We start from the raw sequence: 26,601 nt of genomic DNA on the forward strand, positions 1-26,601 counted from the left end.
CGAAGGGGAAGCGGGCCCAATTGAGGCCTTCGGCGTAGATGTCAAGCCGTACCAGATAGCTCCTGCGACCACGATGATCGACGCAGAGAGAATTAAGACTCTGGTTCTCTGATTCATTTTTTTCCTTTGCGATTAGCGCGATAGCAAGTCACAGCATCACGACTCTGCTGTTCATAAATCTTTCATTTTTCAAACCATCCCAGCTCTTTTTGCCTAAGTCGATAGGTGGTTTTCTCGGATTGGTGTAGGGAAAGCCCTACGCACCGCTCTTTGCCGGCTGGATCGCTAGGCGTAGCTCAGTTGATCGCCCACCTTGTGACCGCTCTCCGGGAGCTGCAGCTGCATGAGGCAGCCATGGTTGAGTGCGTCGGCTCGTTCAAGAGCCGGCTGGCGATACTTGAGGGTGCAGAGGCCAAGATCACGCCAACTGAACGCCCGAAGGAGCTCGATTACGAGCATGTGCTATTCCGCCCAAATCGAAGCCGCCTACCAGAAGCTGGTCCGCATGACCGGTGCCACCGTGTCGCTGCAGGAGTTCGTCGCGCTGTACGCCCACGACCCGGGTAAGAAGCGCCCGAAGACCCCCAAGGCGATGGATGACGCCTTCCGTGCCGGCGCCAGCCCGGCAGAGCGGGCCGTGTGGGCAGAGATCCAGCAATGGAACCAGGCCGAGGCCACCATCCTCGAACAGGAGCTGTTTGCCAACCGGAAACGTCTGGCCGATGCCGAGCGATCGCTGCAGGCCAAGGAAACGAAGAAGGCCCGGGAGGACGTGCGGATCGCTGGCAACAAGATCGAGCGCGCCATGGGCAAGCTGGCCGGCCTCAAGCGCACCGAAGGCAAGGACCGGGACAGCCGGATCTTTCCCGGGATCTACGCCCCGGTGATCGTCTCTGAAGGCGGCAAGCTGACGATCAAGCCGATGCGCTACCAGTGCAGGTTAGCTGGGAAGCCGGCCAACTACGATCAGCGCTTCCCCGGCACCTACAACGCCCGCCGCGACAGCCTGGAGAAGTTCTGGGCGCCAGCCTTCGGCCACACCCACGGCTTGATGGTGGTCGATACCTTCTACGAGAACGTGGAGGGGCCGGACGGCAAGAACCAGGTAGTGCAGTTCACCCCGCGCACGCGCGAGCCGATGCTGGTGGCCTGCCTGTGGTCGCATTGGGTGGACCCGGCCGGCAAGGAGCCGGATCTACTGTCGTTTGCCGCGATCACCGACGACCCGGAACCCGAGGTGGCCGCCGCTGGCCACGACCGGACGATCATCAACATCAAGCCCGAGCACGTCGACGCCTGGCTGAACCCTGATCCTGCCGACCTGGCGGCGCTGTACCGGATCTTTGACGACAAGCGGCACCCGTTCTACGAGCACCGGCTGGCGGCTTAGCGTTCTTTGCTATCTAGCCCAATCTGCTCGGTTAGAACCGTCAGTGATTGCTGGAATGCGGCGACAAACACTGGACCGCCGTCGCCTGAGTGAGTACTCGCAATCGAGGGGAGCAGCCGTGTCCATGTGTGGAGTAGGGCGTCTGGATCCTGATGGGTAAGAACCAAGACACGGAGAGCGTACTCCATCGCTTTGAGGTAGCCCCGATGCACCTCAAGTCCGGCTTCGCAGGCATGAAGGCGGTCTAGGATCTCGGTGATTTCTGCGCTCATGGCGGGCTCGACAGGGATTGGCGGGGAAGCGATAGTTGGCGAGCAACCAAACGGGCCCGCTATGAGCATCCTCAATGTTTTGCTCACTCGTGACCACCTCGCAGTCGCGGTGGATACCCTTGCTGAGGATGCCCGCACGGGTGCCCATTCCTCAGGTGCAAAGTTGTTGCTGGTCCCCCAGCACAACCTAGTGCTGGCCACGCGGGGCTCTACCCAGTTCTTTCTCCGCATCTATGAGTTGGTCCTGCAGGCCAGCTACCGCGCGGACTTCACGATGGAGCAGCTATCCGCCGAGCTCGGCCTGGTAATGGACCAGTTGTGGCCCAGCTACGAGAAGGCGGCAAGCGAGGCCGGCTTGCCGATCGAACAGCTCGGCACGGAGCTGGTGCTCGGGGGCTGGTCACCGAAGGGCGGCAGGATGGTGGCCACGGCGTATGCGAAGAGCGACACTTCGCGCAAAACATTGGTCCAGCCCCTGGAGGGGGGCTTGGCTTCGCCTGGAGAACCGCTGGCTGGTAGGCCGGATAGCTTTGCCGAAGCCGATTTGCTCGCAGCCGGAAAGATCCAAGCCGCTTGGCTCAACAGTCGGGTGGGGCGAGTGGTGGCGGGCGGTCGGTTGCTGGCCGGATATCTGCAGAATGCGCAGGCTGTGGTGAAGGACCTCGGGCCACTCTAATGATCAGGCCAGTGCTGCGATTCGCTGCCCACGGTGCTCTTCAGGCGCTATGGGGTTGGGAGAGGGGAGTACCCAGTACGTGATCACACTCAACCAGCCGAGCATTGCTCACGGCCTGGCGCCCGCCGCACTTGGCACAAGCGAGAAGGGTTCCGCCCGGCATGGATCCGAGGCTGGGGCCTGTCGAGTGAGTGACGTGCTGGCAACTATTACAGCGGACGCTGATGGCGATGACGCTTTGGATATTCCCCTGCTGATCGCGCATCGGGTCGATGTTGAGAACGTAGAAAAGACCTGTGTCTGGCATGGCCGTGTACCGAGGGGTGAATTGCATGCTGCAGGGTGGGACGAGTAGATCTTGTGACGGGGGTCCGAATTCAGCAAGAGTTTGAAGCTGAATCGTTACGGATTCAGCCCATACATCTACACCGATTTGCGGCTTCGGCTGTTAGGGTCTTGCCTCTCAGCGAGGAGGTGCGCCATGCCCATAAGGGCCATTGTGTATGCGAGCGAGGTAGGTCCGTCGATCGCGCAGGGGCGACTAGGGCAGTCTGACGGCAAGTTGGATGCGATCGTAGATGATGCATGCCGGTTCAATCGAGATGCCGGGGTGACAGGCGTTTTGCTCTTCGATGGCGAACGGTTTCTTCAGTACCTCGAAGGGCCGGAGGATGGGTTGTCGGTAGCCTATTCCCGAGTTCTGAGCGCACGGAGCCATTCCGCCTTGGTTGAGTTGCAGCGAGGCCGGGCGGGCTACCGGCGGCTTCCGTTCTGGCCGATGCGCTGGCTCCCTGTCGAGCCGTCGGAGCTGCGGAGCCTTGCTCATGCAGATTGGACCGGCTTCAAGCAGCGCAGCGATTCCGATGCCGCGAGCGCGACCGGGATGGACCTGCTGAGAGCGCTGGTCGAACCGTACGCAATCGCCGCTTGAGCGGCGATGCCAGCAGAAGGTCCGGGCGTTTGAGGGTCAAGCCCTCTTCTGCAAGAAGTCGGCGAATCTGGCCAGGCTGATAGCCTGCCGATTTGGGCACTTGGGGCAGCTGAGAATTGCGCCACCGGGGAGATCGAAGAGCCCTTCATCGGGCCGTCCGGTGAACCGGGACGAGCACTGCAGACAGCGGCACACGACTTGGGTTACCTGCAGCAGCCGACCACTGTCGTCTTCTTGCCCCAGAACGTCGCTGAGGAGGAACAACCCTGTGTCGGCCATGCTCGTTTCCTTAGCGTCCTTTTGATGGTGCCGAAGTCTACAGCCTCCGTTGTGCTGGAGCTTTGCGCTATGCGCCGGCTCGCCCGAGTGTAGAGCCCTTGTTGATTGCGGCACCCCTGATTGGGCTTCGACGGCATCCTTGCTCCGGCTGCACTGTCTTCGGTCTCTGGTCGGGGGCGGTTCTTACTTGGTGGAAGCGTGAGCTGTCCCCGCTGGCGCGGGGACAATACAACTGGGTGCCAGGAGGGCCGACTACTGACAAACGTACTCGGTCGAGCTTTGGAAGTACCTGTCGTAGTAGTCGTTGGGATTGTCGCCAGAGCCGAAGTACACAAGCTCTGTACGGTAGTAGTTGCCGACGCCATAGGCTCCCGGCGAGCTACAGGTCGCCGGCATCGGGCCTGGGAAAGATTGACCGCTGAAGGTGTAGTGGTATTCCTCGCAGGAATAGCCGCCACCAACGGCTTCGGGATCTGGTCTACAGCTGCCGACAGTGCCCTTCATATTCTGAAAACCGGTGTACGCGTCGGTCGGGCACGAGCCCAGCCCTTCCGGACCCCAGTCGCCGTACGTGTAGACGCCGCTGGGCCCATCCACGCCGCCCTGGCAGAAATTGGTATAGGCCACCGGATAAGGCTGGATGGTCTCTGAATCCACCCAGAGCAGGCGACCCGTTGGCACCCACTGACCGGCGAACGCGCTCTGAGCGAAGCCGACTGACAACAGGGCAAGGGACACGCCCAACAACAGTCGGCGAGGGTTCGAGCGGGCAGTTTTGCAATCGTTATGCGATGAGTTCACTTCCATCTCTCCATGAGTAGGGTAGTGCTGCACTGCCGCTGCACGGTCGCAACACCTGTGCATAGGTGCAATCGGAAAACTGCCCGGGCCGGTGTAGGTAAAGCCCCACGGTGGCCAGCGATGTGACACGTGTCGAAGTGTGAGCGCTTCAGGCTGGGAACTTGGCGATTCGCAGGCTGTGCGACGCCCAGCCGTATCCTTCCGCCCATGCTCCCGATGCACGGCTACCAAGGCTTCCGCTCAGCACCACCACCCTCTGGCTGGGTCCAGCTGAGGGATACCTGGGTGCTGTGGTGGGGCGGCCGGCAGATTGCCCAGGTTTCGCCGGCGAAGGAGCGCGGGGTGCGAGTGCATCTCGATGCCCGGAAGATGTGGCAGACCAAGGATGTATGGGCGGCGAGCGTCGACCAGGGCAAGCGGTACGCCGAGCGGTGGTGCGCGGCCAGGCTCTACCCAGAGATGCGGCTGCGAGCCGCTGTGGCTCGGATGGTGGACGACTCCCCGAGGGAGCTTCTACCGCCGTTGCCCGGCCTTCCGCCGACAGCCGAACAACTGCAGCAGGCCCGGCGCTTGGCCGAGGCGGGGGCGAAGGAGCTGGAGCGCGTCAAGGAAGCCTTGGCGCCAATCCGTCCGCCGGCGGTGACGAAGCCCAGAGCGAAGGCCCCGCTGAAGGCTTGGGTGAGGGAGGAACGAGGAGAGGTGATTCCCCGCTATTGAGACTCGTTGTCTTCAGGCGAGTCAGGTACAAGGGAGGCGTGGTTGCTGTCGTAGATCTCGCGGCAGTGTCGGAACTCCTCGGCGTGCTGCACGACCCAAGTCCACATGGGAATCATCAGAACTAGAAGGTCTTTGCCCAGCGGGGTGATGCTGTATTCAACGCGAGGGGGAACTTCTCGGAAATCGTGTCGGTAGATCAAGCCATCCCTTTCCAGCTGGCGGAGGGTGCGTGTCAGCATGCGCTGGGTGATTCCCTTCATCCTCCGCGCAACATCGGCGTGACGCAGTGTTCCGTACACGCCCAAGGCATGAATGATGCCAAGCGACCAGCGGCTGCCAGCGTGCGCAAGAACCTCGCGCCGAAGGCCGTCGTCGTCCGCGCTCATGCCGTCGCATATCGATTGGGAATGCCGCAGGAGCTCGTCAGAACTCATGAACGGTACGGTCGGTATCATCGGTGTGCCTTCTTACGTCGCGATGAGGAGGGGGCCAGAATCGCCGCCATCGTACACACACATGGTGGTTTGAATGTCTACCCCGATCCAATCCCGCGCGATCCTGGTCCTGGGTGCCGGTGAGCTCGGAATGCCAGTTATTCGGAATCTCGCCCGTCTAGGGAAGGAGCACGGCGCAAGCATCAGCGTGATGCTCCGATCCGCTTCCATTGCTTCGGACTTGCCTGAGAAGCGAGTTGTGGTTGATGAAATCCGCTCGCTGGGTGTGGCCATTGTTTCTGGCGACCTAGTGGCTGCCACTGTGGACGAGTTGGCGGCCATGTTCTCCAAGTACGACACCGTGATTGGCTGCACGGGTTACGCGGCTGGCCGCGACACGCCGATGAAGGTTGCGCGTGCTGCAGTGAAGTCGGGTATCCCGAGGTACTTCCCTTGGCAGTTCGGTGTGGACTTCGACGCAATCGGGCGAGGTGGTCCGCAGGATCTGTTCGATGCCCAGCTCGATGTGCGCGACTATCTGCGTTCTCAGTCCGCCATGGACTGGGTTGTCATTTCCACCGGGATGTTCACGAGCTATCTTTTCGAGCCCGAATTTGGTGTCATCGATCTTAAGGGAAAGAGGGTGAATGCCCTGGGTTCGCCGACTAACGCTGTGACGCTCACCACGCCGGATGACATTGGCGCAATGACCGCTCAGATCGTCTTCCATACGCCCGCGATTCGCAACGAGATCGTCTATCTTGCGGGTGACACGATTCGGTATGAAGCGTTGCCGGCCATATTGGAGGAGCAGTTTGGCACCCCCTTCGACTTCGCTGTGTGGGACGTTCCGCGATTGATTCGGGAGCTGGCAGACGACCCGTCGAATATGATCAAGAAGTACCGCGCTGCCTTCGCTCAGGGCAGGGGCGTATCTTGGGGAATGGAAAAGACCTTCAACGCGAAGACCGGAGCGAAGCTGGAAAGCGTCAGGGACTGGATGAGGGCCAACCTCACTACCTCGTAGGCGTTGCTGGCTTCTAAGTTGCTGGCTTCTAAGAAGGGCACCGGGATCCGGTGCCTTTTCTTTTGGGCATGGCATTGCCGTGGCCTCGCAGCTGCAGCAGGCCCGGCGCCTGGCTGAGGCGAGGACAAGAGAGCTGGAGCGGGTCAAGGAAGCGCTGGAGCCGCGCCAGTCGCAGATGGTAACGAGGCTCGGCGCATAGAGCCCGATGAGCGCTTGGTCAGGGCCCGAGGTGGGAATTGTCCGGCCATAGATCTCTAGTCTAGTTGGCTACCCGCAAGGCCCAATGGCATTCAAGCTTGGATTAGCTAACAGGGACGTGCGAGAGTTCATCGCTAAAGAACATAACCTCGTCGCCCACATAGCGGCGTTGAGCGGTGTAATTTAGCCCATATGTAACGCTCGTCTCGTTCGCATACATCTCTCGTATCTCAGTCGCATTGTCATACGAGGTAATCCAAGGAAGACCGAGCTCCCCGGTCTTTAGGAAATCTGCTATTTCTGAATGATCCTCGTGCTTGTATGAGTTTCTGTACAGGCCGGCACCCTTCACGTAGTAAGGAGGGTCAAGATATACGAGGGTCTTCTTGGGCACTACTGTAGCGCAGCGCCTGAGAAGGGAGATTGCATCCTCCTCATATACATGAATGAAGTCGCGCTTATCGTGTATTAGCTGCAGTCGATTGCAAATCTTGTCACGCATAAAGCGGGCGTCGAGTTTATAAACGCCCGCCTGATCTTTTCCTCCAATGACGCCACCCTTTAGAATCCCCGAGCGATTAGTCCTGTTCATGAAGAGCGTAGCGAAGCCACGCTCCAGGCCGCCGGCGGGTGTCTTTCCTTGCATCACCGCCCTCCAGTGATGCCAAGCCTCCATCGTAACGTCAGCGTTGGCAACCAGCTCAATTAAACGCTCGCCATCGTTCACAGCAGCGCGCCAAAAGGCTGCTACTGCCGGATCAAAATCATTGATATGGATGTGCTCGACTACTTGATCCATTAGCAAGATCAGTGCCAGCCCGGCGCCCCCGGCATATGGCTCGAGATAATGGCCGCCACCAAGGTCATTCTTTTGAATGATCTCGGTAACCAGAGGAGCGAATCTCGCTTTCCCCCCGGGATATCGTAGTGGCGTGTAGAGCTTGTTCGAGTACATAAACCCTTTGAACGTTATTGGAGGCGAGTGGCAGTGCGTATTACCGCTGCTTCAAAGTCGCTTATGAAAGTGGAAACTTGAGCGGAGTGGTGACTTATCCAGAGGTCGATAATTTTCCAAGACTTCAATGTAGGCCAGTGAGTGATCCACCATTTCTTGGTTGAAACCCTGTCGCTGAGTTTGACCTCATCCGAGAAGAACTTTGATCGAATTTTATCGCTCGATGGGTTGGCTACATTTATTTTCAGCATCAAATTATAATAGGGACCGCTCTTGGCGTCCATCAGTTCCTTAAGGAAGTTGATGATCATATTTTCCGGCGATCTATCAGTGCCTTGCGCACCAGGTGGGCAGGGTAGTTTCGCCGTATTTCCGCGATCTCGGGACTTCTTGGGGATTGTTGTATCGGCGTCAACAACAAGAATGCGATCCCGGAAGATCGGGTCATGGTCAGGGAGTTGGAGTAAATTTGACCCGCCGACGCCGAGTGCGATCGGTTGAATCGAAACTCCCGCGCGTCTGGAAATCGAGATCTTCCTTCCCCTGCCGTACAGCTCATCGAAGAACTGGCGACCTTCTTCATCCTCAAAATAAATGCCGAGTTTAGGCTTCGATACTGCTGGAGGAATATCCTGTCGCAAAGACATATCTGCCAGAATGGACTTCAATGACTGATCCTCGGCGATTCGAGGAGTGTTTGTGTCAAGAAGGTAAATGACAGCGTCCGGGGTGTTCTGATTTCCGCCCCCGGATGGGTGGATGCACTCGATAAGCGCCGGGGAGTGTGTCGTGGCAACCACTTGAACATCGAACTTCCGCGCGTATTTGGTAATTGCCTTGGCCAAGCGCTCTAAGGCGTGCGGATGGAACCCAACGTCAATTTCATCAATAACTAACAGGCCGCCAGGGTAGGCGTCGCCCAGATCTCGTTTTAACTTACTAAAAGATGCGAAAGCTGTAGCGATGCTGCCGAGGCTATCCTGTCCAACTGAGATTGCCATGGCATCGTGGGCATCGAAACCTGGCTGAACCGAAACCACTCCCGCTGCTTTTACCGGAGTTTGCGTGACTTGGTCATTTACGGATATTCCAAGAATAACCGACTTGACAAAATCAACGATAACTTTTCGATCGGCCTCATCCATGCTTAAGAGGGAGCTGGACAGATCAACGTCACCAGTCTCCCCGATTGAAGCTAGGCGGCGCATGCCGAGATATATCGTCGGGAGCGGAATCTTTGCCGAATGGCCCACTGGGTCGCTCGGATCGGCGTCTACTGTGCGGGGGACTACCCGCGCGCGATTCCACAGCTTCCGTTCGGTGATACTGCATCGCTTTCGAATAATGATATTTCCGAAGGAGGCTGAAACCACCGGATTAGACTTGGGGTTCGCCTTTGAGGCTTCCGCTTCTTCTTTCGCAATGTAAACAATCTTTTCGATATTCTTGAAGTAGCTTTCGCCGAAGAAAGTTTTGTGCTCGGCCCCGGTCAGGCCAAAGGTATTCGTTAGCAGGCCAAGGATTGTCGACTTGCCGATTCCGTTGTGGCCCGCAATGAGAGTCACCCGCTCAGCAAATTCAATCCTCATGCTGCCGAGCTTTCTGAACGGGGGTTGGCCGAATTCGATCGACCGAACAAGGATCCTTCCATCTTCCAATGCCACAACGACGTCTCCCATGCGCTTAACCGCGCGACAGGACACTCTATACACGATCTTAACAAGATAGTCATTTCCCGTGCCCTTGAGCGAACCTTCCCCAGGCTTCCATGAGCAAGCGGCGTTTTTCCAACATGCTTCCTCTCTTGTAGGCCGCCTTGGCCTTATCGCGAATCTGATGCGCTAGGGCGGCCTCCGACAGGTCATCGGCATAGTCTGTTGTTTCGCTAGCCCAGTCTTTGAAGCACGACCTGAACCCATGGACGGTGATGTGCCCGTATCCCATGCGCTTCAGTAGCGCGAGCATGGCGTTCTCGCTGAGTGGATCGTTGCTGAGCTCGTTGGGGAACAACAAGGCCCTCTCCATACGTGGTCGGGCGAGCGCCAGCGCGGGCTTGGACAGCGGCACCGTATGTTCCACCTTGGCTTTCATGCGATTGCTAGGTACGGTCCACGTTCCGGCAGCGAGATCCACCTCCTTTGGCGCGGCTCCCAGCGTCATACCTGTCCGAGCCGCAGTTAGAATCGTGAATTCCAATGCGCGCGCTGCTTCGCCATGTCTAGAGCGCAGCGCCTTCATGAAGGACGGCAGTTCGATATAGGGCAGGGCGGCAAAGTTCTCGACCTTCGTCACCGCCGTCGGCTTTGGGAGGATCATGGCCAAGTGCCCACGCCAGCGGGCGGGATTCTCCCCGGAGCGCTTCTTCTGGACCGTGACGGCATCAAGCACGGCCTCAATTCGCTGACGCACCCGGCTGGCGGTCTCGGTCTTGGTTGTCCAGATCGGCCGCAGTACGGCTAGGACGTGGTCGGTCTCGATACGATCCACCCGCAGTCCCCCCAGTAGCGGCTTGGCATAGGTTTCCAGGGTGCTGCTCCACTGGCCGGCATGCTTAGGGTTGGTCCACCCGGCCTGTCGCTCTGCGATGTAAGCGACGGCTGCCTCCCAGAACGTCGGGATGGAGGACGTGGCCACCGAGGCTGCGCGCCGCCCGGCGAGGGGATCTTGCCCGGCTTGAACCATCTTCCTCGCGGCATCAGCCGCCGCCCGCGCATCGGCCAGACCGATCACATGCAGCGGGCCAAGCCCCATCTCTGGGCGCCTTCCCTCAAAGCGATAGCGGAACACCCAACTCTTGGCACCCGAGGCGGTCACCTGTAGGTACAGGCCGCCGCCGTCGGCGTGGTAGCCCGGATCGGTAACCGTGGCCACCCGTCTCGCCGTCAGACGATTGATCTTCAATCCCATTTCCTACCCATCCATGTACCCACCCGGCAGACGCGACTTCACACGAAAGCCTGCGAACGAACCCGGATGGTGAAACCTAGCTGGCGCAAGGGCTGAGACTGGTTTAGCGAAGGCGCACGGAAGCTAGGGAACGCCCTAAACTCAGACACTCTCTCCGCCAAGAATGCAAAAACGCCCCGAAAGGGGCGTTTGCATTTGTGCAGCAACGACACAATGTCGTCAGAACGCAGGCTCGATCACCGGAGAAGAATCAACCGTCGGATAGGAAAGCCGATACTTCCGCGTGGTGTCCACATCCACGAGGATCTCGATGGAGCGTTGCCTGGCGATCGCAGCCTTGGTCACGCCCAGCGCGCACAGGCCGGAGGCCTCAAGCACCGTTGCGGTCATCAGATGCCGACCTGGCTTCAAGGCAAACGTCACCGTTTCAGCAGTGTTGAGATGGGCGGCCATCTTTTCGTCAACCATGACGCCCACGGCGCGCATTCCGTTGATCGCACCTATGCGGTTCTGCGATACATGCTTCCCTCCCTGTAGAAAAGACCTGTCCCAGCGCGAAAGCTCGCTCTGTTGGCGCGACTTTACAGGAAGCCGAGGTACCCTCGTCCATGGCTCTACAGGAACGTCGGTTTTCGCCAGCAGGTCGCCTTAAGTACCTCTGAGTTTGACTATCAGATGGGCGTTTCGCTGATGAATTCTGCAGGTGGACTACCGATCCACATCGCCTCTGATTGACTGCGTTCAGCCCATGCGCATCGCTGCTCGCGTCTGCTCTTGGGCATGATCCTGCTGCGCGACCTGTTGCGCCTGTGAAACTTGTTCGACCTTGGCAAGCGAATGCTCTACGGGCGTGTTGACCGCCTCGCTGACCGCCACCGATGCGCGCAGGTGTGCCGGGTTGTTGAGTTCGCCCTGCACGACGAACATGCGCGGGCCAGACTCGTTATTGGGCGGGTTGCCCAGTACCACATGATCCACGCGCTCCAGGCCGCTGTTCTTGGCCGTTGCCAGCAAGCTGGCTGTTATCCGCTCACTGGTTTCATCGAAGTTGCGCCCGTGCTTGGCATCCACGGCGGATACGCCGTCGCGAATCTGCCGGTAGAGCGAATGGTCAGGATGGCCTTCCTTCCTGGGATCCAAGCCTGCCTTGTCCAAGGTGGATTCGATGCTTTGCTGCAACGGGCTCTTGGGAGAGAAGCCCGGATTGCTGAGAGAGGGAGAGCCCTTGTCAGTTGGGTCCTGGACCAGTCGCTCACCGGGTTTGAGCGCATTGCGGGGCTGTTGCTCCGCTTCGGCCTCGCGGCGAGCGTAGGCGCCAGCATCCTCGGTGCCACGCAGGTAATTGATCCCGTCGCGCAGGAGTCCGGGTCCACCGCCTGCAAGCACCGTGACTCCCGCGCGCAGTTGGTGGATGTCACTGCGGTAGTCGGCAATCCGGCGCAGGTCTTCAGGATCTGTAACCCGGGCATTGGGGTCATCCAACACGGACTGCACTGGCCCCTTTTCGGTCATACGGTCAAGGAAATGAACCATTCGATGGGAGTCACCCAGCTGGACCGCCACGGCAGCGGAGATGGCGTGGCCGCTCCTCAATCCGGGTGCTACGAGGGACGCGACGCGTTGGCCCTGCTCGGCGTTGCGAAGAACCTCGAGTTCCTTCGGGAGCGCGTACATCTCAACCTTACCGTAGTGCGGGCCGCCAGCGCTGACCAGGTCGCCTGCCATCACATGGTTGGTGAAGGGCGCCGCATTGGCGGGTTGGCCTTCGGGCATGCGGTAGGCCAACCCGGCAGCACCGTAAGGATTGAAGGCATCGCCGGGGAGGTTGTAATGGTGTGCAGTGATCTGCGCGAGCGCGCCACCCAGTGAATGGCCGGTGACGTACACGGCCCCAATCCCCCTTTCATCGGTCAGCTTGATAGCTTGCCGGGTCAGTGCCAGGGCGTCGTCGAGTTGTGCGTTGATTCTCGCGGTAACCATCGCAGCGTCGATGCCGCCATCAAGCAGTGCCTGACGATCGAACTCGGTGCCGCGATGGGCAATGATGACTTCGTCGGTTTCAACTTTGCGATAGACAATACCTTGGTAGCCGGTGCTGGAATCCCGTCTAGCCAATATCTCGTACTCGATTCCTGCAATGGTGACGGACGTAGCATCCGGAGATAGCTCATTGTAGGCATGGTCCGAGAGCGTGGCGCTGGTAATAGGGTTCATGGAGCGTCTCCTTGAATCCGTGTGGAGATCTCAATTGGGAAGTACTTCGGGTGATCAGCGAGTGGGCGCTTATCGAACATAGTCTTAGACAATGTCCACGCCCGTTCAGGTGTCTGCCCTGGGATCAGGGGTTTTAGTGCCTTCTCTACGTAAGTAGTAGAGCCTCCTTCCTCTTCAATTCTCCGGAAAGAGACGCCGACTGTTGCGTAGATTGAGCGCCCATCAATGATCATTGGGAATGCAGCTTGCAGGGTGTTTGGCGTCCATTTGCATGGGCCACGCCCGTAATAGTCAGCGACCGCCATCCCATCTTTGAACGCTGTGGTGGTGAAATCGGTTGGGCTGACGCGCTGTACCTGCAATTGAACAGAGTGCCACTTAGGTTCGTAATGCACGCCCTCGTAGTTGTTGATCGGGGGGAGGCAAAGCGGGTCTATCTCGTACAAGACGGTTACTTTTGGGGTTGGGACGTCCACAGGCGCGTCATGGACCCGGATCACAATCGGCAGCGCATCCTTGGGTGCGGGATTCTCGCGGTAGACCGGGTACGAGCGTTCCTTGTTGCAGCCCGGAACGGCCAGGGTGATCAACGCGATCAATGCCACGTGTGCAAGGGCTGGAAGAAATTTCAGCATGAGCGGTCCATGTCGCTGATTGAAGTACTACGGGGGTAGGCTTGTACAGGGCGACTACGGAGCATGGTTCTCAAAGCGTGAAACCGCAGACAGGGCTGGCCTGATCGCTTGTGGGCCCGACACGGGGTTCCGTTGTGGGACACGGCGCCTTGCGCCAGACCTGGGGGCAAACGCGACAGCCCTGGTCTCGCTGACTGTTCATTTCCATGGCCTTCATCCATGCGACCCGATGATTCGGGGCTTTGCGAGACGATGTTCACCGGCGCTCCATTGCTCTGCGTCATCTGACTATACGGCCCGCATCGGTTGGGCTCCAAGGTCTCGCCCCTTCATGCCAAGGTATGAGCGCTGGACCACACATTCAGAATGCCTTACCCCATGGCTATTTTCCGATGGCGGCGCAGATGATTGAGGCGTGAGAGCCTGCTGGGCCATTCGGATGTCTACGGCAAGGCGTACCCGCAGAAGTTGGCCCATTCCGTCGTCATGCGGCGCCTCTTCCCCAGCACTGAGCCTCGCTTGAAGGCGGCCTGGCCTTGTCGTAGATCTGGCGCGCTTGACGGTCTCGGACAGGACGTCCGGGGGCAAGGTAGAGCCCACCTGTCGCAGCGACCTACGAGCGGTCGCTGACGATTCAAGAGCGCTGGTTCAGGCGGGTTGAACCTTCCGCCCCTTGAGGAGCCGCGCCGTAGCCAGGCCCAGCGCGACCAGTCCTGAGGCAATGGCCAGCCACAGCATCAGCAGTGAATTGTCAGTATCTCCGGCGGCCACCGCTACGGACGGATCGTGGAGGTAGTAGCGGATATCAATCTCCTCGGCCTCGTCGGAAGCACGCATCTGATTGCCGAGCCTGTTGGATACCGCAATCTTCTCCACCCGCTCCTGGCCGTCTTCAGTTTCGAACTCGACATTCAGGACGAAATTGTTCTCTCGCCCCTTTCGCTCGTCCCAGGTGACTTCGGTGACCAGGCCCACGGCATCCCGCCCGTCGAGCCCGTCGGTAAGGGCATGGCGATGATGGTCTTTGTAGGCCACCACAGAGAGTGCGATAGCCACACCAGCGGCGACGAGAATGTTGCGCCAGGAAGTGAAATTCACGGTCAGCTCCAAATCGATTGAAGCAGACGACCTTACTGACATGAGCGGTAGCGGACTTGATGGCCATGGAGTAAGCGCGTCACTGGGCGGCCTTTGAGCCCTTGCGGTGGAAGCGTTTTCTGTAAGTATCCACGACACCCTGACGGATCGAGACACCAAGCGCGGACGGGGCAGATTGCGACGTTCTGCGCATTGAGGGTGGGTGTGGCCGTATCTCGCAGCGTTTCACGCGGTACGTGTCGCTTATGACGCTACGCTGCGCATGGCCCGTCCAGATCCTCAGCGGTATCCGGTATGCAAAGTGCGCCATTCAATGCGCAAGTCGGCATCTCATGACGCAACATCCGCAGGTGCGCACTGACACGAGCTTTCCTTGCTTTTCATCGCCGTCGCAATGAGTCAACCATGGCCTCGCCAAGGCACCCGCCTCGGCCGGGATTGGCGTCCCGAACTTACGTATCACTACGGATCGTGTTGCAGCCGCAACTGTAATCACGACAATGCACCGTCTGCCAGTCCATGGCGGGCGGTGCGTGGGGATCTCTCGATCCGCCGGCTTTAGTGGTACGTATCCGGCACGCCAACCCGCACCGTCCGCCACCTTGCATCTGCAGGTGGCTACACCGCGAGGTTGCTGCCATGCCTGACCTGCTTCCCGACTATCCCCGTCTGCACGCGCTGCTCGGCGATGCCGTGCGCGATCTTCCCAATGCTCTCGCCGAAAAGATGGAAGACGCACTCAGCGATGTCGCCGAGTCCGCGCCTCCCTCTGCGTTCTTCACGTTCCTGCAAGGCCACGGCAAAGGCCATCGTGCGGACGGCACACCGTGGTCCGAAAACCGCCTCACGCCCGGTCGTGCTTTCGACTTGGCCTTGGCCACTCGAAGCGCATCGGGCATCACCGCGCTCACTGCCATGTTGCACGCCGCACACGTAGCGCGGGAGAACGACGATCCGGGCTCCTATCCGTCAGCAGCGCTGGTCGATGGTCTTTTTGATGCCTGCGAGGCGCTGTCACTACAGGTAGAGCGCTGTCTTGACCCTTGACTTGCCGGCGCATTGCCACGGACAGGATGAGGGCGGTGAACCCGTGCTCCCCGCCCTCTGATCCGCTGGACTCTCAGGTAAACTCCGGGAAAACGATCTGGGGAAATGGATGAGGAACGTCGTAGCGCTGACATTTGCAGCCGCTCTTTTCTCGCTGGCCGGATGCTCTACGGTGCCAGTGACGGAGGCCCAGGCCAAACCGATCCCTTCCGAGCGGGTCTACCTGCCGCAGTACTTGCAGAAGTCTGCTGAGCGCTCGGCGACGATCTATATCAGCCGTGACAAAGGTTACTTTGGCTCCGGTTGCTCGCATGACATCTCTCTCAACAACGAGAAGGTGATGGCAATCAGGCAGGGCGAGGCAGCCACGCTCCATGTTGTTCCGGGAGCCTACTTCCTCAAACTGGAAACGGGCGGTGGTCTCTGCCCGAACATTTCCACCTCGCAGAATCTGACGCTGGGCGCGGGCGAGCGTCAGGTGTACCGCGTGCTGCTTCCCTCCGACGGTAATCTTCGCCTGACCCGAGACCAGTAAGTTGCGGGGCATTTTCCCGGCAAAGCCGACGCGCTGCCTCTTGTAGCCCTTGCACGGATCGCAGAGGAACATTCCCCGATGGAATTCCAGCACCGGATAACCTGGTCAACTGGATGTTTCGAAGCCACTGCCCTCAGGGAGGGATGGCGTTTCGATGCCAGTCAAGGACTTTGGCGGATCGACATCAACCGGGTAGAAGCGCACCTGCAGAAGGATCTGGCCGCCCAGGAGTTCGGTACCGCCGTTACCCGTTTCATTTTCGGATTTGAGATGCATCGCATGGGCGGTGCGCTGGACGATGAAGCCGTTCTGCAATCCATGGCGGCGACACGCGATCTAACGCGCTATTACCGATCCAAACACGCGTTCCTGGCGGTTGGTCAGCTTGAATGGACGCAGGTCTGCCATCTCGATGCAGTCGCTCAATGGGGTGCCTATAGCTCCACTCTACTGTACGCGGTCGATAACTGGAGTCGCCAGTCACGCAAGCCGAAGGACTTTGACGTCTCCTCATTCCGTACAGCGATTCAGCAGAGCCTGCAGGCGCTGACAGAGGATCAATACGCTGTCGATCCGGAATCAATGGACCTTTCACCGCCCGAGTGGGATGAAGCTGGTCGATTCATTCATCGGAACCTGGATCCCGGGTCGCTCGATCGTTGAGCAGTCTGTGAACCGGAGGACCGAGGTCACGCCGACTTCGGAAGTGTTCGAAATGCCTGAAGGGATATTCCCGGGGCCTGTTCCACCGATCTCAATCTTTCTATAGTGGAGCCAAACCCTGCAATGGAATGGCCCGATGCACCCGATGTCCTCCGGCCGGTGCCTGGCACTCGCAATCGCCGTCGCTGTCAGCGCCAGTGCCTGCGCACGACCGCCATCCACCGAACATGAAAGGAATCCCGTCATGCCTGGCGCAACGCAGACCGGTCGTACCCTCAACGGCCACACCTACACCGACGCGCCCGTGGATGTGAAGCTGGGGCCGAATACCTTCCGCATCCCTGCCAATTATCTGGACAGCCAGATTGCGCCTTGGCCCGGTGAAGGCGTTTCGCTGGTCATTGAATGGCCGGACATGACGCCGACGTTGCCGGGGGCGCGGGCTAATCCAAGGACCAATGATTTCCGCAAGGAAATTTCCGTTCGGATCAATTACGTTGATCGCGTTCCCATCGAGGGCTTGATGGAGCGCTACGCGTCCAACGAGGCTCTTACCGAGGCGGATTCGGTGGAACGCGGAGATCCCAGGGATAGGCTCGATCTCCGAATCCCGCTGTCTGAGACGATGGGATTGACGCCGTACGCCATCGACGAGGCGGCAATGAAAGAGTTCGCAAAGCGCTACGAGGCGCGATATGGGAAGGCTCCCGTCAGGAATCCAGCTTACGAAAGGGACTGGTACGTCGCACGCCAGGCCGATGGCCGGATCAGCACGTTCATCAAGTGTGATGCCGAGGGCTTTCGTCAGGACGGCGTGCGGCTGGAGGGTGATCAGGTGATCAGCGTGCAAGGTGAGGTTGCCGCCGGCTGTGTTCACTACTTCGTGGACAGTGAAAACAAGCTCTCCGTCACCCTGGACTACAAGAGAGCCTTCCTGAAGGACTGGAAGCGTATGGAAGACGCTATCAGAGATGTCATCACGCGCACCCGATCCAATTGATCCAAGGAAGGATTCAGGCATGAGTGGATTGACCGAACATGACCTCAGGATCCTTGGCAGCTATGCCAAGGATGGCAACCGCGAGCTCTATTGGAACTACCTGTCGCAGCTGCCGGGCGCGGACGGGTACGGAACGCTGGCACTGGGTGTCGTCAGGAATGACAGCCTGCCAGGAAGGGTTGCGAACAGCTACGCGCAAAGCGTTGCCAGGACGCAGCAAGATGAAGGTTCCCGGTTTCCGAACGCCGAATTGACCGAGCGCCAGTGGGAATCGTTTGGGCAGACACTGCTTGATAGAGATCTGGAGCTACGGCAGAAGTGGATGGCCGAACGCCGCCCGGACCTGGCGCTGAACCTGCCTGGGGCTGACGTGATGCTGGCCCATGATCGCGCCTTCGATCAGCATCATCTGGATCCCAATTGCTGGACACCCCGCGTGCTGCTTCAGGCCGCAATGGAAAAGAGTGGCCCGCAGAAGCTCGAGCAGATCTGGAGCAACATGCTCGACAACGACGGGGCTGGCATCCCGCGCGTAAAGAACACCAGCGTGGATGCCATTACCCAGTTGGGCTGGAAGGCGGGAGGGGAGTATCTGACGAAGCTCGGTGGGCATGAGTTCCAAGCCGTTGGCGAGCTTTCTGCAGTCAGTCCCAATGCTATCGGCAGGCATGACGATTTTTCGCTGTACTTCGAACAGGACAACAAGTGGGTTCACTTTCGCTCACTGGATGGCCTGCTGATCAAACGCGATGTCACCGATCCGACCCGCATCGCCGAGCTCAACGACGCGCGCGAAGTCCGCCTTGAGCGCCAGCAGAAGGCCACCCACTTCCACCCGGAAGATCCCTACCGCTCCATCACCCGCAGCCCGCTCACTGCATCGGTCGATGGCATGCCAGGCCCCCAGCGTTCGCCAACGCGTTTGGCGGACATTGGCCCGGGCCACGCCGAGTACAGTCTGCTGCAGCAGGTCAGCGGGCATGTCGCCGGCATCGATGCCAGAGCAGGACGCACGCCGGATGAAAGCAGTGAACGTCTGACCGCCAGCGTGATGGTCCTGGCCCGGCAGAACAACCTGGACCGTGCCGACCATGTGCTGCTCAGCGCGCAGACGGCGGACAGCCCAGCTGGCCGCAACGTGTTCGTGGTGCAGGGCGAGATGAACGACCCGGCACACCTGAGGGCTTCCATGCACACCGATGTGGCCGTGCAGACGCCGGTAGAGCAGTCGTTGCAGCGTCTGGAGCTGGCCAGTGCAGAACGGCAACAGGCCCAGTCCCAGCGTCAGCAGCAGGAACTGGACAACCAGGTGCGCGAGCATCCGGCAATGCGCCTGGCATAGTGCACAGCAAGGGGCAGTGGGGTATTCCCATTGCCCCCGCACCCGTCACTTCCCCGGTGCGTCGGCTGTCTGCGCCGCCACCATCGCCTGCTGCATTTCCTTCAGCGACAGGTAGCCATCGCCGTCGGTATCCAGTCCCGTGAAGTACTTCGCAATTTCCGGCACCACGGTCGATTCTTCCTTGCTGATCTTTCCGTCCTTGTTCTTGTCCATCGCAGCGAACGCGGCATCGATCGAGTCAGCCTGCTTGCTGAAGCGTGCCTGCTGATACGTAGCAAACTCGCCCTTGTCGACGCGACCGTCCTTGTTGCTGTCCATCGCGGTGAAGGTGGAATCGATATAGGCCTGTTTCGGGTCGGCTGGCGCCGCCTGTGCAAGCAGCGGGGCGGCGCACAGCGCGATCAACAGGGCGGTCTTGTTCATATGCATTGCATGTAGTCCTTGAGCGAGGGAGTCAGCGGCAGGGGTAGGTGTAGCCATCGCGGTCGCGATAGCTGTCGGTGCGGCGGTCATAGTTGCCGTAGCGGTTCATGCAGTAATCGGCGCGATCGCGTGTTTCCCGCTCGCGCTTCGCCGCTGCCGCAATCACGCCCGCCACCACGGCCGCGCCCACGACGCCCACCACTACGCCTGTGGCCTTGGCGTCGTGTCGGCGCTCACGTTCGCGTTCCCGCTCGCGGCGCTGCCAGTCATCGCGCTCGCGGTCACGATAGTCCTGGTTCCACTGCGGGTTGTGGCGGTCGCCACGCTGCGCATGGGCATCGCCCGAGTAGGGCAGCAGCACCAGCAGTTGTGCGGCCGCCACAAGCAGCAGCACAGTCCTTCCTGTTTTCAGAAACATCGTCCAGCTCCTGTGCGGACATCGTCGGTAGCTGCAGTACACACCGCAGACATTGCGCGAACCTGCCGTCACGACAGGTAATTGCAGCGCCTACCGGACCAGAGCTTCCACCGGATCCAGCTGCGCCGCGCGACGTGCCGGCAGGAAGCCGAAGCCGATGCCGATCAGGCTGGAACACGCGAACGCCGCGATGATTGAACTTGCTGAAAACACCAGGCTGAAGCCCACGTCGGCCAGTGCCAGCACTGCGCCCAGCAGCAACGCCACGCCAATGCCCAGCACACCACCAAGCAGGCACACCAGCACCGACTCGATCAGGAACTGCTGCAGGATGTCGCTGCGCCGCGCCCCCACGGCCATGCGTACGCCGATCTCACGGGTGCGCTCGGTCACTGATACCAGCATGATGTTCATCACTCCTATACCGCCGACCACCAGCGCGATGGCGGCAATGGAGCTGATCATCATGGTGAGGATGCCGGTGGTCTGTTCAATCGAGTGGCGGATCTGCGCGTTGTTGCTCATGTAGAAGTCGGTACTGCCGTGGCGGCGGGTCAGCAATCGTGCGATGGCCTGCTCGGCCGCTTCCATGCTGATCGCATCGGATACGCGCACGGTGATGCTGGATACATGGCTCTGGCCCAACACCCGCGCCATGGCGGTGGTGTAGGGCATCCATACCCGTAGCAGCGAGGCGTCGCCGGCGGCGCCGGCATCTTTCTTCACTACACCCACCACGCGCACCGGCACGGTGCCCAGCAGCAGGGTCTGCCCGATGGGGTTCTCGGCTGCGGCGAAGAAGCGCGCGCGGGTGTTGGCGTCGATGATCGCCACCTGCTGGTAGCCGGCCACACCCTGCGCGCCGAAGAAGGCGCCTTCGCCCAGCTTCAATCCATGCACGCGGAAGTACTGTTCGCTGACGCCCTGCACCTGCACGCTGGCGGAGCGGTTGCCGCGCATCGCGGTACCCGTGGTGGCTACGCCAGGGGTGGCACTGTCCACGAACGGTTGCCCGGCCAGGGCCACGCTGTCACCTGGGGTAAGGGTCTCCACCCGCGCCGCGTGCAGGTCGCCAAAGCCGGAGCCTGGATAGATCTCGATGGTGCTGGTACCCAGCGAAGAGATGTTGGACAGGATGGCCTGCCGCGCGCCCGTACCCAGCGCGACCACCGACACCACCGAGGCGATGCCGATGATGATGCCGAGCATGGTCAGGAAGGTACGCATGCGGTGTGCGTTCATGGCGCGCAGGGCCATGCGGAAGGCCTCGGAGAAGCGATCACGCACGGCCTGCCAGCCGATGCCATCGTTGCGTTGCGGCATCGCGGTCGGCGCCATGCCCGCTGCCGAGCCAGCACCCGTGGCACGATCATCGACAATCCGACCATCGCGGATCTCGATGATGCGCTGGGCGTGCTCGGCCACCGCCATGTCATGGGTCACCAGCACCACGGTGTGGCCTTCGGCATGCAGCTCGCCGAGGATCTTCATCACTTCCTTGCCCGACTGTGTATCCAGGGCGCCGGTCGGTTCGTCGGCGAAGATCGCCGCACCGCCATTCATCAGTGCGCGGGCAATCGACACGCGTTGCTGCTGGCCCCCCGACAGCTCGCCGGGCAGATGCTGCATGCGTTCCCCCAGGCCCAGCCGCGCCAGCAGTTGGGCGGCCCGCGCGTGGCGCGCGGTGGAGGGCATGCCGGCATAGATCGCCGGCACTTCCACGTTGCCCAGCGCGGTCAGGTCGGCCAGCAGGTGGTAACGCTGGAAGATGAAGCCGAAGTGTTCGCGGCGCAGTTCGGCCAGTTCGTCGGGCGACATCTGCGCGGTCTGGCGTCCTGCAATCTGGTATTCGCCGGCAGAGGGCCGATCGAGGCAGCCGAGGATGTTCATCAGCGTCGACTTGCCCGAGCCGGACTGGCCGACAATGGCCACCAGTTCACCGGCATGAATGTCCAGGTCCACACCGTCCAGTACCACCAGCGTCTGCTCGCCGGCGGCGAATTCACGGCGCAGCCCACGTACGCTCAGCAGAGGCTCGCTCATGGGGGCGCTCATCCGCACTGCGCGGGTGCGGCGGCGTCTTCGTCGCCGGCTTGAGCAAGAACGACCTGCTCGCCTTGCTTCAAGCCGCTGCGTACTTCCACCTGGATCTGGTCATCCAGTCCGATGGCGATGCGCCGCGCCACGGCGCGCCCGTCTGCACCGCGAACCTGCACGCTGTAGCTGCCATCGCCGGCCCGCGCACCCAGCGCGGCGGAGGGGATGGTCAGGACGTTGTGGGCACGGCCGAGCACGATGCGTACCTGGGCGGTCATGTAGCTGCGCAGGCGCCCATCACTGTTGTCCACGTCGAACTGGCCGTTGTAGTACATGGCGGTACGGCTGCCGGCGGACAACGCCGGTGACGTGAGGCTGGATGCATCTTCGTTGGTGATCGATTCGGGCGCTGGCGCGATGTCGCGCAGCGTGCTGCTGTAGCGGCGGCCCGCATCGCCAAGGATGGTGAAGAAGGCTTCCTGGCCGACCGTGGTGTGCACAACGTCGGCCTCGGAGATTTCGGCATAGACGGTCATCACGTCCTGGTTGCCCAGCATGACGATGGTGGGTGCGCTCTGTACCGCGTTCACCGTCTGCCCCTGACGGGCGACCACCGCCAGCACCGTGCCATCGGTAGGCGCGGTGATGCGGGTGTATTCCAGATTGGTCTGCGCGATGTCCACCTCGGTCTGCCGCTGCACGATCTCTCCATCCAGCGCTTTGATCTGTTCGCGTGTCGCCTCCACCTTGGCGGTGGCTGCGTCGAAGTCGGCGCGGGCAACCAGCTGCGATGCGACCAGCCGTTGCTGCCGCCGCAGGGTCAGTTCGAGCTGGCGCAGATCGGTGGCCAGTGCATCGCGGTTGGCGCGTGCGGTGCGCTGCGCTGCCTGCGCACTCAGCAGTGCATTGCGCTGGGTACGGGAGTCGATGTCGGCAATCGGGTCACCTGCCTTCACCTTGTCGCCCAGCTTCACGTACAGGGTTTCGATGCGTCCGGAAACCTGCGCGCCCACGCTCACCAGTCGCGATGGCTTGAGGGTGCCGGTGGCTTCCACCACCTGTTCGATGTTTCCGCGCACCACGGGCGCGAACTGCAGCGGTGGTGGCGGTGCCGGTCGGAGCCAGAACCAGGCGGCAATGGCAGTGCACAGTACGGCACCGGCGGTCATCAGCAGTCGGCGGTGTTTACGCGGTGCCGTGCTCATTCGCACAGCATCCAGAAGGGGCAGGTCATCGGTGGTCCTCGCGGCAGGAGAGATGCACGCGCCGGGTACCGGGCGTGGATGGCCGTCGAGTCTCAAGGTGATGGATTGCGTGAACCTTGCGGCGCTGTCGTGGTTGTCAGGTCACTTCCATGGCGATGACCAGCGCCACGGCGACGAACTGCAAGGCACTGCCCAGCACCAGCAGCGCGCTACGAAGGCGGTTGGACGTCACGCGCATGCTGCAGAGCTGGCACAGCGTGCCGATCACCAGACCTGCGACAGCGAGTGTGCTGGTCGGCTGCGCGTGCACGCGATGTATCGCCAGCGGGACCCACGCGCTGGCCAGCATCATCCACGCTGCATGCCTGTCCATGTTGCGCAGAGCAGCAGGGAGGGTTCGCGCTGTAGTTGATCGCCATGCGGACAGCGCGTGCAGCACGGCATGTGCGACGACGAAGAGCAGCACTGCGCTGGTCAGGGCTGCGTGTGCATGGTGGTGCGTCGAAACCACCAGTGCACTGCCGGGCAGCAACAGGAACAGCGCGGCAAAAAGGCGCATCAGCACGTTCGGACGCTTCACCGCAGGGATCGCGCGAAGCCACTGTGGCCAATGCGGCAGTCCGCGCGCGCGATCGGCATGCGAGCGTCTATTCCACGCAGCCGCGGTCAAACCAGATGTAGCTGGTGTCGCGCGGGATCGGCTAGAAGAGGAGGGTGGAGGAACTCCTTCGGTCACGTACAGGCTTCCTGTCAGGATGGAACGCGATGGCACCGCAGATGCCATCGATTCGATGCTGCGCAGCGAACATTGCCGCAACCTTGCGTGTCATCGCTGTCTGCAGCGCACGGACAGGCGGCAGTCACCGATGTGCGGACGTCCTCACTGCTCTACCGATGGCGCAGAGACAACGCCCGGGTGCTGCGGAAATTCGACGCGGATCAGCGCGCCGCCACCAGGGGCATCCAGAATCGTGACATGGCCACCGTGACGGTCGATCACCTGCCGCACCAGGTTCAGTCCCAGGCCCGCGCCGGTCTGGCGTGGGCGCAGTCGCTGGAACGGCTCGAACACACGTTCGCGCTGGTCCACCGGAATGCCGGGTCCATCGTCTTCCACTTCCAGGCAGCTGCCCTGCACCCGCACGATGATCTGGCGGCCACCGTGCTCGGCGGCATTCAACACCAGGTTGGAGATCACCCGTTCGACCGCGCCGGCCTCACCCAGCACCGGGAAGTGGGGTTCCACCGCCACCGCCACCGTCTTGTCCGACTGGATCAGCAGGGGCGCAAGATCGGCGGCCACCCGTTTGGCCACCCGGGCCAGGTTGAGGGTTTCCTTTGGACCGTCCTCTTCCATGCGGTGAAGGTCCAGCAGCTGCTCGGCCAGGGTCGCCAGACGCGCGACTTCCACGGCAAGGCTGCGCGAAGTCGAATCATCAGCGGCATCGATCTTTACCCGCAGGATCGCGATCGGCGTGCGCAACTCATGCGCCGCTGCGGCGATGAAACGGCGTTGCCGCTCGTGTCCTTCATCCAACCGGTCCAATGCATCGTTGACGGCGGTCACCAGCGGCGCGATCTCCACCGGCACCGCGGTCTCGGTCAGGCGGATGCCACGACGGCTGGCCGAGATGTTGCGGGCTTCCTGCGCGATGCGCTCGACACCGGCCAGTGCCCGCCGCACGATGATCGGCGTCAGGATGATGGTGGCCAGCGCCAGCAGCAGGAAGATCGGCAGGGTGATGATGTGCGCGGCCAACGCCATCTGCATGGTCAGCGAATCGGTTTCGCCATGGGCCATGATGGTCAGCTTGCCGGCCGGTCCGCTGTGCTGGCGCACTACCACCGCCAGGCCATCGCTGCGATCACGCCCGCGCAGGTCGCCATAGGGGATGCCATCGAGGGCGCCGACCAGCGAGGCATAGGCCGGTGGCACATGACCGAAGGTGACGTAGTGCCCATGCTCGTCCTCGGCGATGAACCAGGCACCGGGGACGAGCTTCAGCAGTTCCGCCAGCTCCGGCGTGTGCTGCACGTACAGTTCGCCGTTGCGGTCGCGGTGCACCGCCTCGGCCGCCACCGGTGCGAAGGTCTGGATGGTGTAGTAGCCACCGCTGTCGGCACGCACCAGCACCATCAGCAGGGCGAAGAAGGCCACCAGCAGGGCCAGCAACTGGTAGATCAGCGTCTTGACGATCAGCGGTCGCTTCAACGACGGGCGACGCGCCATCACTTGCTTTCCCGCATCAGATAGCCAACCCCGCGAATGGCGTGGATCTCCACGCCCGCATCGGCGTCAGCGAGTTTTCGGCGCAGGCGCGAGACGTGCGAATCCAGGGTGTTGGAATGGATGCCGTCGTCGAAGCCATACACCGCCATCTCGATGGATTCGCGCAGCACGGTGCGGCCCAGGCGCCGTGCGAGGGCGGCCAGCACCCGGATCTCGCGCCGCGGCAGCTCCAGCCGCTGGCCGCCCACACTGGCCTCGCCCGAGGCGGGGTCGAACACCAATCGGCCGATGCTGATGGACTCCACCTGCAATCCGCTTGGGCGACGGCCCGCAGCACGGATCCGCGCGAACAGCTCCTCCAGCGCGAAGGGCTTGGCCAGGTAGTCATCGGCGCCTTCATCCAGCCCGGCAATCCGGTCCGGCAACTGGCCCAGCGCGCTCAGCACGATGATCGGCACCCCGGGATTGCGCTCGCGCAGCAGGGAAATCAACGCCAGGCCATCGCCATCAGGCAGGGTGCGGTCCAGCAGCACCAGATCGTGCAGGCCGCACAGGGCCGCCTCCCGCGCCAGTGCCAGGGTATTGGCCACGTCCACCACATAGCGCTCGCGCTGCAGGGCGGACTTGAGGGTGGCGGCCAGTTCGGCTTCGTCTTCGATCAGCAGGATGTGCATCAGCAGGGCTTGGACAGGGAGAGGCCGCAGAAGGGCGGTTCGGCACGCGCCGGCACCGTATTACAGGAACATTGCGTGAACATGGCGTGCCTGCACAGCCGCCGGCAGGTCATGCAGGGATGCGATGACGCCGCGGGGACGGCGCAAGGTTCACGCAATCCAGGCGCTCCAGCCTTGGCGCCCATTCGCAGTTCCCATCCCTGGAGTCACCATGAAGTTGTTCGTTCCGCTGCTGTTGCTCGCCACGCTGACCGGCTGCACCACCGCCAAGATGACCGTCACCCCCGACGGCCGCCGTGGCGTTTCCATTGACTGCAGCGGCTCCAGTTCCTGGAGCGGTTGCTACGAGAAGGCCGGGCAGATGTGCCCGGGCGGCTACGTGGTTTTCAGCAAGGATGGCGATGAGGGCAATGCCATCGCGGTGGGCAACAAGAACGGCTTCACCTCCACCCAGATGGTCACCCGCTCGATGCTGGTGTCCTGCTCGGGCTGA

27 protein-coding genes are annotated in these 26,601 nt (G+C 61.2%); 11 read left to right on the top strand and 16 right to left on the bottom strand.

Annotated features, from left to right (window positions below; translation table 11 throughout):
- Window positions 1–457: 457 nt before the first annotated feature.
- The 3 genes from ABIA73_RS11115 (at window position 458) to ABIA73_RS11125 (ending at window position 3,269) form a co-directional block, all read left to right on the top strand.
- A complete protein-coding gene (locus tag ABIA73_RS11115; RefSeq protein ID WP_354275802.1) occupies window positions 458–1,390 on the top strand; it encodes an SOS response-associated peptidase family protein in 933 nt (310 codons plus the stop codon).
- Window positions 1,391–1,723: 333 nt separating this feature from the next.
- Window positions 1,724–2,338: a hypothetical protein gene (locus ABIA73_RS11120; protein ID WP_301864698.1), complete on the top strand. Its 615-nt coding sequence runs from the start codon at window positions 1,724–1,726 to the stop codon at window positions 2,336–2,338.
- Between the two features lie 481 nt (window positions 2,339–2,819).
- A complete protein-coding gene (locus ABIA73_RS11125) occupies window positions 2,820–3,269 on the top strand; it encodes a BLUF domain-containing protein (RefSeq protein ID WP_301864696.1) in 450 nt (149 codons plus the stop codon).
- Between the two features lie 531 nt (window positions 3,270–3,800).
- Here the strand turns inward: ABIA73_RS11125 and ABIA73_RS11130 are convergent.
- Window positions 3,801–4,286 carry a hypothetical protein gene (locus tag ABIA73_RS11130; protein WP_301864694.1) on the bottom strand — a complete coding sequence of 162 codons (486 nt, stop codon included), beginning with the start codon at window positions 4,284–4,286 and terminating at the stop codon, window positions 3,801–3,803.
- Between the two features lie 270 nt (window positions 4,287–4,556).
- On the opposite strand from ABIA73_RS11130, the gene ABIA73_RS11135 reads away from it, so the two are divergent.
- Window positions 4,557–5,066: a hypothetical protein gene (locus tag ABIA73_RS11135; RefSeq protein ID WP_301864693.1), complete on the top strand. Its 510-nt coding sequence runs from the start codon at window positions 4,557–4,559 to the stop codon at window positions 5,064–5,066.
- Here ABIA73_RS11135 and ABIA73_RS11140 read toward each other — a convergent pair.
- Complete coding sequence (locus ABIA73_RS11140; RefSeq protein ID WP_279209018.1) at window positions 5,060–5,500, bottom strand: winged helix-turn-helix transcriptional regulator; 441 nt, start codon at window positions 5,498–5,500, stop codon at window positions 5,060–5,062. The two genes, ABIA73_RS11135 and ABIA73_RS11140, sit on opposite strands and share 7 nt — an antisense overlap.
- Window positions 5,501–5,594: 94 nt before the next feature.
- Here ABIA73_RS11140 and ABIA73_RS11145 point away from each other — a divergent pair, with 94 nt between their 5' ends.
- Window positions 5,595–6,527, top strand: a complete 933-nt coding sequence (locus ABIA73_RS11145; protein WP_301864691.1) for an aromatic alcohol reductase — start codon at window positions 5,595–5,597, stop codon at window positions 6,525–6,527.
- Window positions 6,528–6,828: 301 nt separating this feature from the next.
- Here ABIA73_RS11145 and ABIA73_RS11150 read toward each other — a convergent pair whose 3' ends face one another.
- The 7 genes from ABIA73_RS11150 to ABIA73_RS11180 all read right to left on the bottom strand — a co-directional run bounded on the left by ABIA73_RS11150 (window position 6,829) and on the right by ABIA73_RS11180 (window position 14,534).
- Window positions 6,829–7,680 carry a DNA adenine methylase gene (locus ABIA73_RS11150; protein ID WP_301864689.1) on the bottom strand — a complete coding sequence of 284 codons (852 nt, stop codon included), beginning with the start codon at window positions 7,678–7,680 and terminating at the stop codon, window positions 6,829–6,831.
- A gap of 14 nt (window positions 7,681–7,694) precedes the next feature.
- Window positions 7,695–9,359, bottom strand: a complete 1,665-nt coding sequence (locus ABIA73_RS11155) for an AAA family ATPase (RefSeq protein WP_354275803.1) — start codon at window positions 9,357–9,359, stop codon at window positions 7,695–7,697.
- Window positions 9,360–9,408: 49 nt separating this feature from the next.
- Window positions 9,409–10,587: a tyrosine-type recombinase/integrase gene (locus ABIA73_RS11160; RefSeq protein ID WP_301864686.1), complete on the bottom strand. Its 1,179-nt coding sequence runs from the start codon at window positions 10,585–10,587 to the stop codon at window positions 9,409–9,411.
- Window positions 10,588–10,806: 219 nt separating this feature from the next.
- The gene (locus ABIA73_RS11165; protein WP_088100248.1) at window positions 10,807–11,073 is read right to left on the bottom strand and encodes a hypothetical protein; all 267 of its coding nucleotides are present in this window, start codon (window positions 11,071–11,073) and stop codon (window positions 10,807–10,809) included.
- A gap of 255 nt (window positions 11,074–11,328) precedes the next feature.
- On the bottom strand, window positions 11,329–12,801 hold the full coding sequence (locus ABIA73_RS11170; RefSeq protein ID WP_301864680.1) for an XVIPCD domain-containing protein: 1,473 nt from the start codon (window positions 12,799–12,801) through the stop codon (window positions 11,329–11,331).
- Window positions 12,798–13,436 (bottom strand): hypothetical protein, encoded by a 639-nt coding sequence (locus tag ABIA73_RS11175; protein ID WP_218787711.1) that lies wholly within the window; start codon window positions 13,434–13,436, stop codon window positions 12,798–12,800. Before ABIA73_RS11175 ends, ABIA73_RS11170 begins: the two co-directional genes overlap by 4 nt.
- A gap of 648 nt (window positions 13,437–14,084) precedes the next feature.
- Entirely contained in the window at window positions 14,085–14,534 is a 450-nt protein-coding gene (locus ABIA73_RS11180; protein ID WP_301864679.1) for a hypothetical protein, read from the bottom strand.
- A gap of 639 nt (window positions 14,535–15,173) precedes the next feature.
- On the opposite strand from ABIA73_RS11180, the gene ABIA73_RS11185 reads away from it, so the two are divergent.
- The 5 genes from ABIA73_RS11185 (at window position 15,174) to ABIA73_RS11205 (ending at window position 19,121) form a co-directional block, all read left to right on the top strand.
- A complete protein-coding gene (locus ABIA73_RS11185; protein WP_354275804.1) occupies window positions 15,174–15,581 on the top strand; it encodes a hypothetical protein in 408 nt (135 codons plus the stop codon).
- Window positions 15,582–15,690: 109 nt separating this feature from the next.
- The gene (locus tag ABIA73_RS11190; protein WP_025878744.1) at window positions 15,691–16,116 is read left to right on the top strand and encodes a hypothetical protein; all 426 of its coding nucleotides are present in this window, start codon (window positions 15,691–15,693) and stop codon (window positions 16,114–16,116) included.
- Between the two features lie 78 nt (window positions 16,117–16,194).
- On the top strand, window positions 16,195–16,779 hold the full coding sequence (locus ABIA73_RS11195) for a hypothetical protein (protein WP_354275805.1): 585 nt from the start codon (window positions 16,195–16,197) through the stop codon (window positions 16,777–16,779).
- 136 nt (window positions 16,780–16,915) lie between these two features.
- Entirely contained in the window at window positions 16,916–17,779 is an 864-nt protein-coding gene (locus tag ABIA73_RS11200) for a Smlt3025 familytype IV secretion system inhibitor (RefSeq protein ID WP_354275806.1), read from the top strand.
- A gap of 19 nt (window positions 17,780–17,798) precedes the next feature.
- Window positions 17,799–19,121 (top strand): Smlt3024 family type IV secretion system effector, encoded by a 1,323-nt coding sequence (locus ABIA73_RS11205; protein ID WP_354275807.1) that lies wholly within the window; start codon window positions 17,799–17,801, stop codon window positions 19,119–19,121.
- Window positions 19,122–19,166: 45 nt separating this feature from the next.
- On the opposite strand, the gene ABIA73_RS11210 is transcribed toward ABIA73_RS11205, so the two are convergent.
- The 7 genes from ABIA73_RS11210 to ABIA73_RS11240 all read right to left on the bottom strand — a co-directional run bounded on the left by ABIA73_RS11210 (window position 19,167) and on the right by ABIA73_RS11240 (window position 26,108).
- Complete coding sequence (locus tag ABIA73_RS11210; RefSeq protein ID WP_354275808.1) at window positions 19,167–19,544, bottom strand: EF-hand domain-containing protein; 378 nt, start codon at window positions 19,542–19,544, stop codon at window positions 19,167–19,169.
- Window positions 19,545–19,575: 31 nt separating this feature from the next.
- Window positions 19,576–19,962, bottom strand: a complete 387-nt coding sequence (locus ABIA73_RS11215; protein WP_354275809.1) for a hypothetical protein — start codon at window positions 19,960–19,962, stop codon at window positions 19,576–19,578.
- Between the two features lie 90 nt (window positions 19,963–20,052).
- Entirely contained in the window at window positions 20,053–22,017 is a 1,965-nt protein-coding gene (locus ABIA73_RS11220; RefSeq protein ID WP_354275810.1) for a MacB family efflux pump subunit, read from the bottom strand.
- Window positions 22,014–23,204: an efflux RND transporter periplasmic adaptor subunit gene (locus ABIA73_RS11225; RefSeq protein WP_354275811.1), complete on the bottom strand. Its 1,191-nt coding sequence runs from the start codon at window positions 23,202–23,204 to the stop codon at window positions 22,014–22,016. The genes ABIA73_RS11220 and ABIA73_RS11225 overlap by 4 nt, the downstream gene beginning before the upstream one ends.
- A 136-nt stretch (window positions 23,205–23,340) precedes the next feature.
- A complete protein-coding gene (locus tag ABIA73_RS11230) occupies window positions 23,341–23,784 on the bottom strand; it encodes a hypothetical protein (protein WP_354275812.1) in 444 nt (147 codons plus the stop codon).
- Window positions 23,785–24,084: 300 nt separating this feature from the next.
- The gene (locus ABIA73_RS11235; protein WP_279209006.1) at window positions 24,085–25,434 is read right to left on the bottom strand and encodes an ATP-binding protein; all 1,350 of its coding nucleotides are present in this window, start codon (window positions 25,432–25,434) and stop codon (window positions 24,085–24,087) included.
- Window positions 25,434–26,108 carry a response regulator transcription factor gene (locus ABIA73_RS11240; RefSeq protein WP_080148505.1) on the bottom strand — a complete coding sequence of 225 codons (675 nt, stop codon included), beginning with the start codon at window positions 26,106–26,108 and terminating at the stop codon, window positions 25,434–25,436. The genes ABIA73_RS11235 and ABIA73_RS11240 overlap by 1 nt, the downstream gene beginning before the upstream one ends.
- A gap of 211 nt (window positions 26,109–26,319) precedes the next feature.
- On the opposite strand from ABIA73_RS11240, the gene ABIA73_RS11245 reads away from it, so the two are divergent.
- Complete coding sequence (locus tag ABIA73_RS11245; protein ID WP_080148506.1) at window positions 26,320–26,601, top strand: hypothetical protein; 282 nt, start codon at window positions 26,320–26,322, stop codon at window positions 26,599–26,601.

The sequence above is a fragment of the Stenotrophomonas sp. 2694 genome, from assembly GCF_040548715.1.
GTDB lineage: Bacteria > Pseudomonadota > Gammaproteobacteria > Xanthomonadales > Xanthomonadaceae > Stenotrophomonas > Stenotrophomonas indicatrix.

What these genes read in the sequence shown, in the direction of transcription:
- ABIA73_RS11115 (WP_354275802.1), top strand. Translation starts at nt 458, where the DNA reads ATGTGCTATTCCGCCCAAATCGAAGCCGCCTACCAGAAGCTGGTCCGC.
- ABIA73_RS11120 (WP_301864698.1), top strand. Translation starts at nt 1,724, where the DNA reads ATGAGCATCCTCAATGTTTTGCTCACTCGTGACCACCTCGCAGTCGCG.
- ABIA73_RS11125 (WP_301864696.1), top strand. Translation starts at nt 2,820, where the DNA reads ATGCCCATAAGGGCCATTGTGTATGCGAGCGAGGTAGGTCCGTCGATC.
- ABIA73_RS11135 (WP_301864693.1), top strand. Translation starts at nt 4,557, where the DNA reads ATGCTCCCGATGCACGGCTACCAAGGCTTCCGCTCAGCACCACCACCC.
- ABIA73_RS11140 (WP_279209018.1), bottom strand. Translation starts at nt 5,500, where the DNA reads ATGAGTTCTGACGAGCTCCTGCGGCATTCCCAATCGATATGCGACGGC.
- ABIA73_RS11145 (WP_301864691.1), top strand. Translation starts at nt 5,595, where the DNA reads ATGTCTACCCCGATCCAATCCCGCGCGATCCTGGTCCTGGGTGCCGGT.
- ABIA73_RS11150 (WP_301864689.1), bottom strand. Translation starts at nt 7,680, where the DNA reads ATGTACTCGAACAAGCTCTACACGCCACTACGATATCCCGGGGGGAAA.
- ABIA73_RS11155 (WP_354275803.1), bottom strand. Translation starts at nt 9,359, where the DNA reads ATGGGAGACGTCGTTGTGGCATTGGAAGATGGAAGGATCCTTGTTCGG.
- ABIA73_RS11160 (WP_301864686.1), bottom strand. Translation starts at nt 10,587, where the DNA reads ATGGGATTGAAGATCAATCGTCTGACGGCGAGACGGGTGGCCACGGTT.
- ABIA73_RS11165 (WP_088100248.1), bottom strand. Translation starts at nt 11,073, where the DNA reads ATGCGCGCCGTGGGCGTCATGGTTGACGAAAAGATGGCCGCCCATCTC.
- ABIA73_RS11170 (WP_301864680.1), bottom strand. Translation starts at nt 12,801, where the DNA reads ATGAACCCTATTACCAGCGCCACGCTCTCGGACCATGCCTACAATGAG.
- ABIA73_RS11175 (WP_218787711.1), bottom strand. Translation starts at nt 13,436, where the DNA reads ATGCTGAAATTTCTTCCAGCCCTTGCACACGTGGCATTGATCGCGTTG.
- ABIA73_RS11185 (WP_354275804.1), top strand. Translation starts at nt 15,174, where the DNA reads ATGCCTGACCTGCTTCCCGACTATCCCCGTCTGCACGCGCTGCTCGGC.
- ABIA73_RS11190 (WP_025878744.1), top strand. Translation starts at nt 15,691, where the DNA reads ATGAGGAACGTCGTAGCGCTGACATTTGCAGCCGCTCTTTTCTCGCTG.
- ABIA73_RS11195 (WP_354275805.1), top strand. Translation starts at nt 16,195, where the DNA reads ATGGAATTCCAGCACCGGATAACCTGGTCAACTGGATGTTTCGAAGCC.
- ABIA73_RS11200 (WP_354275806.1), top strand. Translation starts at nt 16,916, where the DNA reads ATGCACCCGATGTCCTCCGGCCGGTGCCTGGCACTCGCAATCGCCGTC.
- ABIA73_RS11205 (WP_354275807.1), top strand. Translation starts at nt 17,799, where the DNA reads ATGAGTGGATTGACCGAACATGACCTCAGGATCCTTGGCAGCTATGCC.
- ABIA73_RS11210 (WP_354275808.1), bottom strand. Translation starts at nt 19,544, where the DNA reads ATGAACAAGACCGCCCTGTTGATCGCGCTGTGCGCCGCCCCGCTGCTT.
- ABIA73_RS11215 (WP_354275809.1), bottom strand. Translation starts at nt 19,962, where the DNA reads ATGTTTCTGAAAACAGGAAGGACTGTGCTGCTGCTTGTGGCGGCCGCA.
- ABIA73_RS11220 (WP_354275810.1), bottom strand. Translation starts at nt 22,017, where the DNA reads ATGAGCGCCCCCATGAGCGAGCCTCTGCTGAGCGTACGTGGGCTGCGC.
- ABIA73_RS11225 (WP_354275811.1), bottom strand. Translation starts at nt 23,204, where the DNA reads ATGAGCACGGCACCGCGTAAACACCGCCGACTGCTGATGACCGCCGGT.
- ABIA73_RS11235 (WP_279209006.1), bottom strand. Translation starts at nt 25,434, where the DNA reads ATGGCGCGTCGCCCGTCGTTGAAGCGACCGCTGATCGTCAAGACGCTG.
- ABIA73_RS11240 (WP_080148505.1), bottom strand. Translation starts at nt 26,108, where the DNA reads ATGCACATCCTGCTGATCGAAGACGAAGCCGAACTGGCCGCCACCCTC.
- ABIA73_RS11245 (WP_080148506.1), top strand. Translation starts at nt 26,320, where the DNA reads ATGAAGTTGTTCGTTCCGCTGCTGTTGCTCGCCACGCTGACCGGCTGC.